The sequence below is a fragment of the Streptomyces sp. HSS9-12 genome (assembly GCF_054963655.1).
Window position 1 is genome coordinate 81,965 of record NZ_JBUEGC010000010.1, and the last position, 14,230, is coordinate 96,194.

A 14,230-nucleotide genomic window follows, 5' to 3' on the forward strand; every position below is an offset into this window, starting at 1 on the left:
CAACGGAAGTTCCTTCCACCGTCCTCCGGGAGGTGTCCCAGCGCGCCATGAGCAATGCCCACCCGTCGCCCACCACCACCCTCAATGGAAAAGCGCTGACGCGCTATGAGTAACATTCCTGAGACCGGGCGCACCTCGCGGGTCACCATCCGGCTGATCGCCCTCCAGATCCTGGTGTTCTCCATGCTGTTCACCCTGGGCGGGCGGCTGTGGTTCCTCCAGATCCGCGACGGTGCCGAGTACGCCCAGAAGGCCGCCAGCAACCACGTCCAGCAGGTCGTCCAGCCCGCCGTCCGCGGGTCCATCCTGGACGCCCGCGGTGTGCCGCTCGCCGACAACGAGACTCGCCTGGTGGTCTCCGCGAGCCGCACCGACCTGCTGAAGATGAAGGACGACGGCAAGGCCGTCATCGCGCGCCTCGCCGGGGTCCTCGGCATGATGCCGAAGGAGATCGCCGAGAAGGTCCGGCTGTGCGACTCCAAGACGCCACAGCCCTGTTGGAACGGCTCGCCCTTCCAGCCCATCCCCATCACCGACGAGGCCACCACCCAGCAGGCGCTGCAGATTCGCGAGCGCTCCGAGGACTTCCCCGGTATCACCGCCGAGCCCACCGCCGTACGCCGCTACCCCGCGCCGCTGAAGGGCCGGACCGCCCAGGTTCTGGGCTACCTCGGGCCGGTCACCGACGAGGAGGTCGAGAAGGCCAAGAACAGCGACTCCCCGCTGCTGCGCTCCGACCAGGTCGGCCGTAACGGCCTGGAGCGGTCCTACGACAAATACTTGCGCGGGAAGGCTGGTGTCACCCGCTACGAGGTGGACAACCTCGGCCGCGTGATCGGCCAGGACAAGAGCGACCCGGCCCAGGCCGGTTCGACCCTGATCACCAGCATTGACGCCCGGGTGCAGGCGGAAGCGGAGAAGCAGCTGGACCAGGCCATGAAGGAAGCCCGCAAGCAGATGGACCGCAACACCGGGACCAACTACAAGGCGGACGCGGGCGCCATCGTGGTGATGGAGGCCAAGACCGGACGCGTGGTGGCGATGGCCTCCAATCCCGACTACGACCCCAACACCTGGGTCGGCGGCATCTCCGGCAAGGACTACGCCAAGCTGACCAGCCAGAAGTCCAATTACCCGCTGCTGAACCGGGCCATCCAGGGCCAGGCCGCCCCCGGCTCCATCTTCAAGGTGGTCTCGACCGCCGCCGCGGTCAACGCCGGCTACGACTTCGACGGCCACTACAACTGCGGCAGCTCGTACAGCATTGGCGGCCAGGTCTTCAAGAACTTCGAGTCCAAGGGCTACGGCCCGATCAACCTCGGCCGGGCACTGGAGGTCTCCTGCGACACCGTCTTCTACGCCCTCGGCCACCAGGAGTGGAAGAGGGACGGCGGAGACAAGCCGAAGAAGGACGCCAAGAACTGGTTCTACAAGACGGCCCACGACTTCGGCCTGGGCGCCGAGACCGGCATCGACCTCCCCCACGAGGTCACCGGCCGCGTCCCCGACCGCCAGTGGAAGAAGAACTTCTGGGAGGCCAACAAGGACGTCTGGTGCGATCAGGCCAAGGACTGGCCGAAGAAGAAGGATTACGGCACCCTGCTCGCCCGCGAGGGCTGCCTCGAAGGCATGAAGCTCCACGCCTATGACGCCATCAACTACTCCATCGGCCAGGGCGACACCCTCGTCACCCCGGTCCAGATGGCGAACATCTACGCGGCGATCAGCAACGGCGGCACGCTCTACAACCCGACCCTGGGCAAGGCGATCGTCAGCCCCGACGGCAAGCACATCAAGATGATCAAGCCCACCCCCCACGGCAAGCTGCCCATCACCCAGAAGACACTCGCCCAGATGGACGACGCGCTCGCCGGCGTCGCCACCCGGGGCACCGCCGCCTGGCGGTTCGGCGGCTGGCCGCAGGACAAGATCCCGATGCACGCCAAGACCGGTACCGCGGAGGTCTACGGCAAGCAGACCACCTCCTGGTTCGCCACCTACACCAAGGACTACTCGATCGTCATGACGATCTCCCAAGGTGGTACCGGCTCCGGTGCCTCCGCCCCCGCCGTCCGCAATATCTACAACGCGCTGTACGGCATCGACGCCAAGGGCGGCATCGACAAGAAGCGCGCGCTGCTGCCGGAGCCCGAAAAGGCCCTGCCGAAGATCGACAAGGACGGCACGATCGAGTCCAAGCCGGCCAGGCCGTACGAGCCCGCGAAGCCCCAGCCTTCCGCGGAGCCCACCCAGCTGGCGGCCGCCCTGGACCGGCGGAGGTACTAGTGACCAGCGCCAGCAACAGCTTCTCCATCAGCCGCTACGCCCCCGAGCGCAGCACCTGGGCGAAACTCACCGCGCGCGACTCGCTGGTCCGCCGGCTGGACTGGCTGATGCTCGGCTCGGCTCTGCTGCTGTCCGTCATCGGCTCCCTGCTGGTGTGGTCGGCCACCCGTAACCGGATCGAGCTCACCAAGGGCGACCCGTACGCCTTTCTGATCCGCAACGCGGTCAACGTCGGCATCGGCCTGGCGCTGATGGTCGGCACACTCTGGCTCGGGCACCGCACCCTGCGCGGCGCGGTGCCCGTGCTGTACGGCCTCTCCATCCTGCTGATCGCCGCCGTTCTGACCCCGCTGGGCGCGACCATCAACGGCTCCCATGCCTGGCTCAATCTCGGCGGGTTCTCGCTGCAGCCCTCCGAGTTCAGCAAGATCACGATCATCCTCGGGATGGCGATGCTGCTGGCGGAGCAAGTGGACGCGGGCGACCGCGTCTGTCCCGACCACCGGACCGTCGTCCAGTCCCTGGGCCTGGCCGCCCTGCCGATCGGGATCATCATGCTGATGCCGGACCTCGGCTCGGTGATGGTGATCGTGGTGATAGTGCTTGGCGTGCTGCTCGCCTCCGGCGCATCCAACCGCTGGGTCATCGGTCTGATCGCCGCCGGTGCGTCCGGAGCCGTCGCGGTCTGGCAACTCAAGCTCCTCGACGAGTACCAGATCAACCGCTTCGCCGCGTTCGCCAACCCCGAACTCGACCCGGCAGGTGTCGGCTACAACACCAACCAGGCGCGTATCGCGATCGGTTCGGGCGGTCTCACCGGCAGTGGTCTGTTCAACGGCCACCAGACCAGCGGCCAGTTCGTGCCCGAGCAGCAGACCGACTTCATCTTCACCGTCGCGGGGGAGGAACTGGGCTTCCTCGGAGCGGGCCTGATCATCGTGCTGCTGGGCGTCGTCCTGTGGCGGGCCTGCCGGATCGCCCGCGACACGACCGAGTTGTATGGCACGGTCGTCGCCGCCGGCATCATCGCCTGGTTCTCCTTCCAGTCGTTCGAGAACATCGGCATGGCGCTCGGCATCATGCCTGTGGCCGGACTGCCCCTGCCGTTCGTCTCCTACGGCGGTACGTCGATGTTCGCGGTCTGGATCGCCATCGGACTGCTGCAGTCGATCCGCGTCCAACGGCCCGTATCGGCGTAGCGGCCTGACCGGGCCGGTAAGACTGCTGCCGGGGTCTGCCGCCGGCACCGTATTCGCGACTAAATTCGATTCATGGCGGACACAAAGCGGGAGATCGAGCGCAAGTTTGAAGTGGGGCAGGGCGTCGGCCTGCCCGATCTGACCGCGATCGCCCCGGTCGCGGCCGTGACGGACGAGGGCGTGGCCGCGCTCGACGCCGTCTACTACGACACGGTCGGCGAGCGGCTCGCCGCGGACGGAATCACCCTGCGCCGCCGCACCGGCGGCGATGACGAAGGCTGGCACCTGAAGCTGCCGGTCGGGCCGGACACCCGGGACGAGATCCGGGCGCCGCTCTCGGACCAACTGCCCCGGGCCCTGGCCGGGCTCGTACGCTCGCGCGTCCGCGACTGTGCGCTGGTGCCGCTGGTGCGGCTGCGGTCCGAGCGGGACGTACGGCATCTGATGGGCGCCGACGGGGCGCTGCTCGCCGAGGTCAGCGTGGACGAGGTGACCGCTGAGCGGCTGAGCGGCGGAGACGGGACGGCGCGGTGGACGGAGATCGAGGTCGAACTGGCCGAGGGCACCGACCCGGATTTCCTCGACACAGTGGAGCGTGCGTTCCGCAGCTCCGGCATTCGCCGGGCGACCGCGGCCTCCAAGCTGGCACGGGCTCTCGCCGACACCCGCCCGGACGGCAGCGGGGCGCCGACCGAGGCCACGGGGAAGGCGGCCAAGCGCGGCAAAGCCGCCAAAAAGGACAAGACGGGCAAGAAGGCGCGCGCCGTCGCGGACGGCACCGGTGCGCCGCTCACCGCAGGTGATCACGTACTGCGTTACGTCCGCACGCAGGCCACCGCGATCGTCGAACTCGACCCGGCCGTACGCCGTGACCAGCCCGACTCCGTACACCGCATGCGCGTCGCGACCCGTCGGCTGCGCAGCGCCTTCCGCTCGTACCGCAAGGTCCTCGACCGGGCCGTCACCGACCCCATCGGCGAAGAACTCAAGTGGCTCGCCGGCGAGCTCGGCATCGACCGCGACCGTGAGGTGCTGACCGACCGGCTGACGGAACGGCTGGGCGAGCTGCCCTCTCCGCTGCTCGTCGGCCCCGTGCGCGGACGCCTGCGCACCTGGTCGCACGCCCGCCGCGGCGGCTCCCGGCGCCGGCTGATCGGCGTCCTCGACGGCAAGCGCTACCTCGCCCTCCTGAGCGCCCTCGATGCGCTCCTCGCCGCACCGCCCCTGCTGCCTGCCGCCGCCCGGCCGCCACAGGACGTCATCCCCAAGGCCGTACTGCGCGACTTCGACCGGGTCGCCGCCCACGTCGAGCACGCGCTCGGCGCGCCGCCCGGCCGGGAGCGCGACGTCGCGATGCACGAGGCCCGCAAGGCCGCCAAGCGCACCCGCTACGCCGCCGAGGCCGCCCGGCCCGCCCTCGGCCGCCCCGCGAAGCAGCTGGTGGCCCGGATGACCGCCGTACAGGAGCTGCTCGGCGATCACCAGGACAGCGTGGTCGCCCGGCAGGCGCTGCGCGAGCTCGCCGCTCAGGCGCACGCCGCGGGCGAGAACGCCTTCACCTTCGGCGTGCTGTACGCACGGGAGGAGGCGCGGGCCGCCCAGCGTGAGCGCGAGCTTCCGGAGCTGTGGGCCGGCATAGCCGGCGAGAAGCACCGCACCGCGCTGTCCTGACCTCGATCTTGTGGCTGCTGTGCTCCGTGACGGGGACGGTACCCTGGATGGTCACGCCTGCCCCTGCCGCGGGCGGGGGCCCCCAGTCAGCTCACGAGAGATTCCACGATGCCTGTCGAGTCGGTCTTCCCACGCCTGGAAGCGCTTCTCCCGCATGTCCAGAAGCCGATCCAGTACGTCGGCGGAGAGCTCAACTCCACCGTCAAGGACTGGGACGAGTGCGACGTGCGCTGGGCGCTGATGTACCCGGACGCATACGAGGTCGGGCTGCCCAACCAGGGCGTCATGATCCTCTACGAGGTCCTCAACGAGCGTGAGGGCGTCCTCGCCGAGCGCACGTACAGCGTCTGGCCGGACCTCGAGGATCTCATGCGCAAGCATGGCGTCCCGCAGTTCACGGTGGACGGGCACCGCCCCGTCGGCGCCTTTGACGTCCTCGGTGTCTCCTTCTCCACCGAGCTGGGCTACACCAACCTGCTCACCGCCCTGGACCTGTCCGGCATCCCCATGGAGGCCAAGGACCGTACGGTCGACCACCCGATCGTCATGGCGGGCGGCCACGCCGCCTTCAACCCTGAGCCGATCGCGGACTTCATCGACTGTGCGGTCATCGGCGACGGTGAGCAGGCGGTCCTGGAGATCACCGAGATCATCCGCGCGTGGAAGGCCGAGGGCCGCCCCGGTGGCCGCGACGAGCTGCTGTTCCGCCTCGCGAAGACCGGCGGCGTCTATGTGCCGAAGTTCTACGACGTGGAGTACCTCGCCGACGGGCGGATCTCCCGCGTCGTGCCCAACCGCTCCGGTGTGCCGTGGCGGGTGTCGAAGCACACCGTCATGGACCTCGACGAATGGCCGTACCCGAAGCAGCCCCTGGTCCCGCTGGCCGAGACCGTCCACGAGCGGATGTCCGTGGAGATCTTCCGCGGCTGCACCCGCGGCTGCCGTTTCTGCCAGGCCGGCATGATCACCCGCCCGGTGCGGGAGCGCAGCATCACCGGCATCGGCGAGATGGTCGACAAGGGCCTGAACGCGACCGGCTTCGAGGAGGTCGGCCTCCTCTCGCTGTCCTCCGCGGACCACAGCGAGATCGCCGACATCACCAAGGGCCTCGCCGACCGGTACGAGGACGACAAGATCGGCCTCTCGCTGCCCTCGACGCGTGTCGACGCCTTCAATATCGACCTGGCCAACGAGCTCACCCGTAACGGCCGCCGGTCGGGACTCACCTTCGCACCCGAGGGCGGCTCCGAGCGCATCCGCAAGGTCATCAACAAGATGGTCTCGGAAGAGGACCTGATCCGGACCGTCGCCACGGCGTACGGCAACGGCTGGCGCCAGGTGAAGCTGTACTTCATGTGCGGCCTGCCGACCGAAACCGACGACGACGTCCTGGAGATCGCCGACATGGCGACCAAGGTCATCGCCAAGGGCCGCGAGGTGTCGGGCAAGAACGACATCCGCTGCACGGTCTCCATCGGCGGCTTCGTGCCCAAGCCGCACACCCCGTTCCAGTGGGCGCCGCAGCTCTCCGCCGAGGAGACCGACGCCCGCCTGGAGAAGCTGCGCGACAAGATCCGCGGTGACAAGAAGTACGGCCGCTCGATCGGCTTCCGGTACCACGACGGCAAGCCCGGCATCGTCGAGGGCCTGCTCTCGCGCGGCGACCGGCGCGTCGGCGCCGTCATCCGGGCCGTCTACGAGGACGGCGGCCGCTTCGACGGCTGGCGCGAGCACTTCTCCTACGACCGCTGGATGGAGTGCGCCGAGAAGACGCTGCCGCAGTACGGAGTCGACGTCGACTGGTACACCACCCGCGAGCGGACGTACGAGGAGGTCCTGCCCTGGGACCACCTGGACTCCGGCCTGGACAAGGAATGGCTCTGGGAGGACTGGCAGGACGCCCTCGACGAGACCGAGGTCGAGGACTGCCGGTGGACGCCGTGCTTCGACTGCGGAGTCTGCCCGCAGCTCGGCCTGGACATTCAGATCGGCCCGACGGGCAAGAAGCTGCTGCCGCTGACGGTGAAGTAGCGGCACACACTGCGGCCCGGTCACGAGTCGGTGACCGGGCCGTCGTGCAACCACACGTCACCGCGGCGCGTGTGAGCAACTGAACAGCAGGGGGGAGCGCTATGCAGCCTCAGCACGACGGCCGGCGAACGGAGTTGGTGCGGCTGGTCAAGCACGGCAGCGGCACGGTGGATGACCGGCCGGCGCCCGCCGAAGGCTGCCTGGTCACGGCGATCCGGCTGCCCGTGCGGATCGTGACGCTGGTCGTCGTGGTGCCCGTACGGATGGTGTGGGACGTACTGACCGCCTGCGGCAAGGCGCTGCAGCGGACCGTACTGCGACCGCTCGGCCGCGCGCTCGGGTGGCTCTGGCACACGCTCGCGGTCGTACCTGCCGTCGCCGTCGGCAAGGCGCTGGCCTGGCTCGGCCGCACACTGGTGCTGACACCGGCCCGCCGGCTGTGGCGCTCCGTCCTCGCGCCGGTCGGCCGGGGCATCGGCGCCGCCGTCGGCTGGGTCCTGCGCGCGCTGTTCGTCTGGCCCTGGGCCTGGCTGTGGCGCCGCGTCCTGGCTCCGGCCGGCCGGGGCATCGGCGTGGCCCTGGCCTGGCTGGCCCGCCACCTCATCGCCCGCCCGGCCGGCTGGCTGTGGCGGCAGGGGCTGGTCCCCCTCGGCCGGGCACTGGCGTGGCTGGGTACCGCCGTGTTCGAGGGGGCGGCAGCTGTGGTCCGCGGCATCGGCATCGCCCTCGCCTGGATCGGCCAGGTACTGATCCTGGCACCCGCCCGCTGGCTGTGGCGCTCGGTCGTCGTGCCGCTCGGCCGCGGACTGGCCTGGCTGGGCCGCGTCCTGTTCGTGGTCCCCGCCGTAGCACTCTGGCGCTGGGTGCTGAAGCCGACAGGCCACGCCATAGCCGTCGTGTGCCGGGAGATCGGCGACGCCCTGGCTCACGCCTGGCGGGTCGCCGGATACATCTCCCGCGCCGTCGGCCGTTTCCTCGCCCGACTGCTCCGGTGGATCTTCGTCGAGCCGGTCCGGTGGGTCTGGCGCACCGCGGTGCGGCCCGTCGTGCATGCCGTACGGGAACACCTGGTGCGGCCGGCCGCCGAAGCCGTACGGGCCGCGCGGCGGGTGACGCGCCAGGCGCTGGCCGCAGCCCGCGAGTCCGCCCGGCAGACGCGGGCGGAAATCCGCCGGGCGCTGTTCGGCGCCCCGCGCGAGCGGCAGCCGGCGCCGGCCGTCGGCCCCCGTATGGAACCCCACGCTCCCGAGCCACGTACTCTAGGTAGCAGTACGACCGCACTCACAAAGGACTGAACGACACTGGGCAAGCGACAGCCCGAAGGCCCACCGCCCGCGCCCGCGGTGCAGCGCATCCGACTGCGCTACACCAAGCGCGGCCGCCTCCGGTTCACCAGCCACCGCGACTTCCAGCGCGCTCTTGAGCGGGCGCTGCGCCGCGCCGAGGTGCCCATGGCGTACTCGGCCGGCTTCACCCCGCATCCCAAGGTGTCGTACGCCAATGCCGCACCCACCGGCACGGGCAGCGAGGCCGAGTACCTGGAGATCGCCCTCACCGAGCCGCGCGACCCCGAGACGCTCCGCGGACTGCTCGACGAGTCGCTTCCGGACGGGCTCGACGTCATCGAAGCCGTCGAGGCCCACACCTCCGGGCTCGCCGAGCGGCTGGAGGCATCCGTCTGGGAGCTGCGGCTCGACGGGGTGGAACCCGCCGAGGCCGAGCGTGCCGTCGCCGCCTTCCTCGCGGCGGAGACCGTAGAGGTCGAGCGGCGTACGAAGAGCGGGATGCGGACCTTCGACGCGCGCGGAGCGGTCGTCCGCCTCGAGGCGCTCGAAGGACCGGCTGATAGGCCCGGGGACGGCGCCTGTGCGATACTGCGGCTGGTTGTTCGGCATGCCACACCCGCCGTTCGACCCGACGACGTCCTGTCCGGCCTCCGCGCTACGGCCGACCTGGCGCCGCCGGTCCCCGCAGCGGTGACCAGGCTGGCGCAGGGGCTGCTCGATGAGGAGACCGGTACGGTGACCGACCCGCTCGCGCCTGACCGCGAGGCCGCCATGGCCGCCCCACCCACGGCCGCCGGGCCGGCCGCCGCGAAAGCGCACGAAGGTACGGCCTGAGGACCGCCGTCGACGCGCCGTCGATGTACCAGGGAGCCACCCGGGCCCGACAGGCGCACTGAGACAGCAGACTTTCGCCGGTGCCGCGGAGGCGGACCCGGCGAGTGAGACGACAGCTCCCGTGCGGCGCCCGCGCCCCGGGACGGCAGCACCGCGCACATCACGCGGGCAGCTGCCGAACCGGGCGCGGCGCCCGGGAGCGTGACGGGAGAACCGCCCGCATGCTCGAGCCGATGGAGCCCAAGGAGGTGGCGCGGAACAGCGCCATCGAGGGCAGCTCAGAGAACAACACCCCCAGCGACAACCTGCCGCCGCGCCGCCGGCGCCGTGCGGCATCCCGGCCGGCGGGCCCGCCGGCCTCGCCCACGGACACGTCGGTGTCCCCGGCCATACCGGCCACGGATGACGTTGCCGAGACCGCCACGACGGGCGAGGGCGCGCCCGAGGAAGCAGTGGTGAGTGCCGCTGCGCCGACGGAGCCCGCTGCCGCGATGGCGGGTTCCGCTGAAGGAGAAGCCGAACGTGAAGAGGCGGCGGCCGCGATCAGCGGTGCCGCGCCCCAGGCCGCGATGTCGGCCGGCAGCGATACGCCTGAGACCGGCGCCGAGGGCGCTGTGTCCGAGCGGGCCGATGCGGAACTCGCAGGCGCCGTGGCCGGCGGCTCGGACCCCCAGCCCGATGAGTCCGCCGAGGTTGCTCGTACGCGGCGCCGGGTGACGCGCAAGGCGACCGCTCCGGCGGGTTCGCCGCAGCCTGCGGAGGCCGAGGAGGCCGCTGTGTCGGCCGATAAGGAACCGGCAGGCGCCGTGACTGGCGGCTCGGAGCCCCAGCCCGATGAGTCCGCTGCCCGTACGCGCCGTCGTACGACCCGTAAGGCGACCGCTCCGGCGGGTTCGCCGCAGCCTGCGGAGGCCGAGAAGGGCGCTGTGCCGACCGGTGGCGCAGAGCCCGGGGAGACTGCCGCCGCCACCGAATCCGGCGAGGTCAAGCCCGCTCGTACGCGGCGTCGTGCGACCCGCAAGACGACCGCCCCGGAGGAGGCTCCTGCTGCCGAGGCAGCGCCCGCTGAAGCCGGTGGCGCCGCGCCCGAAGAGGCCGTCGAGGCCCCGGCCGCCGCGTCCGTCGACGAGGAGAAGCCGCGCCGTACCCGGCGGCGCGCGGAGCGCAAGGAAGCGGCCCCCGCCGCCCCGGAGGCGGCCGAGGAGACCAAGGCCGAAGCCGAGCCGGAGCCCGAGGTGCCCGTACGGCGCCGGCGGGCGGTACGGCCGCCGACCGCCGTGTTCCAGGCGCCGGTCTTCACCGAGCCCGTGTTCCAGACTCCGGAGAGCGCCGCGGCCGCAGCGGCAGCCGAGGCCGCGGAGGAGCGGGACGAGGAGTTCGAAGAGCCGGCCGAACGCCGTCGCCGGCGCCGTCGCCGCGTCGCCGAGGAGGCCGGTGCCCCCGCCGAGGCGCGGGAGGAGGCAGCGGCGGAGACCACCGAGGCGGAGGCCGAGGAGCGGACTGAGGCCGAGGAAGAGGCCGGCGAGCGTCCGGCACGCCGTCGCCGCCGTGGCGGCCGTCGCCGTCGCCGCGGGGAGGCCGCGGAGGGCGCCGAGGAAGCCGCCGAGCGCGAGGAAGAGGCTGCGGAGCAGCCGAAGGCCGAGGCCGCCGAGGAGCCTTCCGAGGAGGCGCCGGCAGAGGAGGCGGCGGAAGCCACCGCGGCCGGCACCAGCACCAGCCGCCGTCGCCGCCGCCGTCGCCGCCGCAGCGGCGAAGCGCTCGAGACCGAGCCGAGCGCGGACGAGCCGGAGCGTACGGTCGTCAAGATCCGCGAGCCGCGGAAGAAGGAAGCGGAGCCGGTCGACGAGGTGCAGTCCATCAAGGGCTCCACCCGCCTGGAGGCCAAGAAGCAGCGCCGTCGCGAGGGCCGCGAGCAGGGCCGCCGCCGTGTCCCGATCATCACCGAGGCCGAGTTCCTGGCCCGCCGTGAGGCCGTCGAGCGTGTGATGGTCGTCCGACAGTCCGGCGACCGCACCCAGATCGGTGTGCTCGAGGACAACGTCCTCGTCGAGCACTTCGTCAACAAGGAGCAGGCCACCAGCTACGTCGGCAACGTCTACCTGGGCAAGGTCCAGAACGTCCTGCCGTCCATGGAGGCCGCCTTCGTCGACATCGGCAAGGGGCGCAACGCGGTCCTGTACGCCGGCGAGGTCAACTTCGAGGCGCTGGGCATGGCCAACGGCCCGCGCCGGATCGAGACCGCGCTGAAGTCCGGACAGCCCGTGCTCGTACAGGTCACCAAGGACCCGATCGGCCACAAGGGCGCCCGGCTGACCAGCCAGGTCTCCCTCCCCGGCCGCTACCTGGTCTATGTGCCCGAAGGCTCGATGACCGGCATCAGCCGCAAGCTCCCGGACACCGAGCGGCAGCGTCTGAAGCAGATCCTCAAGAAGATCGTCCCCGAGGACGCGGGCGTGATCGTCCGTACGGCCGCCGAGGGCGCGAGCGAGGAGGAGCTGCGCCGGGACGTCGAGCGGCTGCAGGCGCAGTGGGAGGAGATCCAGAAGAAGGCGAAGACCGGCAACGCGCCGACGCTTCTGTACGGCGAGCCGGACCTGACTGTCCGCGTCGTCCGCGACATCTTCAACGAGGACTTCTCGAAGGTCATCATCAGCGGTGACGAGGCGTGGGAGACCATCCACGGGTACGTCTCGCACGTCGCGCCGGACCTCGTCGACCGCCTGCAGAAGTGGACTTCGGACGTCGACGTCTTCGCCACGTACCGGATCGACGAGCAGCTGATGAAGGCGCTGGACCGCAAGGTCTGGCTGCCGAGCGGCGGCTCGCTGGTGATCGACCGGACCGAGGCGATGGTCGTCATCGACGTCAACACCGGGAAGTTCACCGGTCAGGGCGGCAACCTCGAGGAGACGGTCACCAGGAACAACCTTGAGGCGGCAGAGGAGATCGTGCGTCAGCTGCGACTGCGCGACCTCGGCGGCATCATCGTGATCGACTTCATCGACATGGTGCTGGAGTCCAACCGGGACCTGGTGCTGCGGCGTCTGCTGGAGTGCCTGGGCCGGGACCGTACGAAGCACCAGGTGGCCGAGGTGACCTCGCTGGGTCTGGTTCAGATGACCCGGAAGCGGGTCGGCCAGGGCCTGCTGGAGTCCTTCTCCGACCAGTGCGTGCACTGCAACGGGCGCGGCGTCATCGTCCACATGGACCACGTGACGACGGTCGGCGCCGGGGGCGGCGGCAAGCGCAAGAAGAAGGGCAAGGCGGCTGCCGCTGCGCAAGCCGAGCAGGTGATCGAGGTGACCGCCGAGCCCGAGGCCGTGGCGGAGGTCGCGCCTGCGGCGGAGCCGGCGGTCGAGGCTCTGCCGGCGCTCAGCGAGGCGGCGTCTGCGGAGCCGGCGTTCGTGCCGGACGAGGAGCTGTACAGCAGCGCGGCCGAGGCGGAGGCGGCTGCCACGCGAGCCCGTGGCCGTATGCGCCGCCGCGCCACCCGCAAGGTATCGGCCCCGGCCGGCCCGCCGAAGGCGGCGGCGGAGGAGGCGGTCGTGGTTGTGGCCTCGTCGCCGCAGGCCGAGCCGGCCGAGGAGCCGTCTGCCGAGGCCGGAGCGACCGAGGTCGCCGAGCCGGCGCCGCCCCGGCCCCGGCGCCGGGTGACCCGCAAGGTGTCGGCCCCGGCGGGCCCGCCGAAGGACGTGGAAGAGGCCGCTGTCACGGTGGTTCCGGCCACGGATGAGCCGGCGGCTGAGGCCGAGACCGAGACCCCGGCGAAGAAGACGGCGCGCAAGACCGCGGCGAAGAAGACGACGGCCAAGAAGGCCACCGTCAAGAAGCCGGCGGCGAAGAAGACGGCCGCCAAGAAGACCACGGCGAAGAAGGCGACGGCCAAGAGGGCGGCGGCGAAGAAGACCGCGGCCGCGGACCAGACGGCATCGTCTGTCTCCGCATCGGCCGACGAGTCGTAACCGTTACGGTCCGGTCCGGCACCCACCCCACCCGGGGAGGGTGCCGGACCTCGCCACATATACGCGGGTCCGGCCCACGGCGCGGGGGGGTGACGGGTGTTGCTGACGGGTGCCGGACATCAGCGTGTACGGGATCAAAGGCCCCGGGACAACGGTGGCCGCCCACGGCGTGGAGGTGCCGGACATCGTGTACGGGATCAAAGGCCCCGGGACAACGGTGGCCGCCCACGGCGTGGAGGTGCCGGACATCGTGTACGGGATCAAAGGCCCGGGACAACGGTGGCCGCCCACGGCGTGGAGGTGCCGGACATCTGCGTGTACGGGATCAAAGGCCCGGGACAACGGTGGCCGCCCACGGCGTGGAGGTGCCGGACATCGTGTACGGGATCAAAGGCCCCGGGACAACGGTGGCCGCCCACGGCGTGGAGGTGCCGGACATCTGCGTGTACGGGATCAAAGGCCCGGGACAACGGTGGCCGCCCACGGCGTGGAGGTGCCGGACATCTGCGTGTACGGGATCAAAGGCCCCGGGACAACGGTGGCCGCCCACGGCGTGGAGGTGCCGGACATCTGCGTGTACGGGATCAAAGGCCCCGGGACAACGGTGGCCGCCTACGGCGTGGAGGGTGACGGGGTCGTAGGGGTGGGGGTCCTGGACGTAAAAGCGTATGCAGGGCCGCCAGGCCCGAGGATGCGCAGTCCAGGACCCCCACCCCGGAGGCCCCGGCGCCCGCCCCCCCGGCAAACCGACTGCGCACCATGCCACGGCGCCGGCGCGCCACGCCACGCGGGGCGCCGGGGCCGGCGGGGCCCCAGCGCGGAGCGGCCCCGCGGCGAGCGACCCGGTTTGACCCCCTCCTACCGGCCCCGTAACCTTGACCGTCGGCGTTTGTACGCCACACCCCTGAGCACCTCCCTCCCGCTCCATCGGGAGAGGCCGCTCGTCCTTCCGGATATCGCG

General features: G+C 71.1%; 7 protein-coding genes. All 7 read left to right on the forward strand.

The window, feature by feature from the left end; translation table 11 throughout:
- Positions 1–105: 105 nt before the first annotated feature.
- Positions 106–2,286: a penicillin-binding protein 2 gene (gene mrdA / locus ACY34J_RS07795; RefSeq protein ID WP_462725770.1), complete on the forward strand. Its 2,181-nt coding sequence runs from the start codon at positions 106–108 to the stop codon at positions 2,284–2,286.
- Positions 2,286–3,485, forward strand: a complete 1,200-nt coding sequence (rodA, locus tag ACY34J_RS07800; protein WP_462725769.1) for a rod shape-determining protein RodA — start codon at positions 2,286–2,288, stop codon at positions 3,483–3,485. Before mrdA ends, rodA begins: the two co-directional genes overlap by 1 nt.
- A 72-nt stretch (positions 3,486–3,557) precedes the next feature.
- The gene (locus ACY34J_RS07805; RefSeq protein WP_462725768.1) at positions 3,558–5,156 is read left to right on the forward strand and encodes a CYTH and CHAD domain-containing protein; all 1,599 of its coding nucleotides are present in this window, start codon (positions 3,558–3,560) and stop codon (positions 5,154–5,156) included.
- 108 nt (positions 5,157–5,264) lie between these two features.
- On the forward strand, positions 5,265–7,187 hold the full coding sequence (locus ACY34J_RS07810) for a TIGR03960 family B12-binding radical SAM protein (protein ID WP_462725767.1): 1,923 nt from the start codon (positions 5,265–5,267) through the stop codon (positions 7,185–7,187).
- 101 nt (positions 7,188–7,288) lie between these two features.
- Positions 7,289–8,482, forward strand: a complete 1,194-nt coding sequence (locus ACY34J_RS07815; protein ID WP_462725766.1) for a hypothetical protein — start codon at positions 7,289–7,291, stop codon at positions 8,480–8,482.
- A gap of 48 nt (positions 8,483–8,530) precedes the next feature.
- Positions 8,531–9,307 carry a TIGR03936 family radical SAM-associated protein gene (locus ACY34J_RS07820; protein WP_462725765.1) on the forward strand — a complete coding sequence of 259 codons (777 nt, stop codon included), beginning with the start codon at positions 8,531–8,533 and terminating at the stop codon, positions 9,305–9,307.
- Between the two features lie 221 nt (positions 9,308–9,528).
- A complete protein-coding gene (locus ACY34J_RS07825) occupies positions 9,529–13,269 on the forward strand; it encodes an Rne/Rng family ribonuclease (RefSeq protein WP_462725764.1) in 3,741 nt (1,246 codons plus the stop codon).
- Positions 13,270–14,230 lie beyond the last annotated feature (961 nt).

Coding starts and splice junctions, on each gene's coding strand:
- ACY34J_RS07810 (WP_462725767.1), top strand. CDS start 5,265: ATGCCTGTCGAGTCGGTCTTCCCACGCCTGGAAGCGCTTCTCCCGCAT.
- ACY34J_RS07815 (WP_462725766.1), top strand. CDS start 7,289: ATGCAGCCTCAGCACGACGGCCGGCGAACGGAGTTGGTGCGGCTGGTC.
- mrdA (WP_462725770.1), top strand. CDS start 106: ATGAGTAACATTCCTGAGACCGGGCGCACCTCGCGGGTCACCATCCGG.
- ACY34J_RS07825 (WP_462725764.1), top strand. CDS start 9,529: ATGCTCGAGCCGATGGAGCCCAAGGAGGTGGCGCGGAACAGCGCCATC.
- ACY34J_RS07805 (WP_462725768.1), top strand. CDS start 3,558: ATGGCGGACACAAAGCGGGAGATCGAGCGCAAGTTTGAAGTGGGGCAG.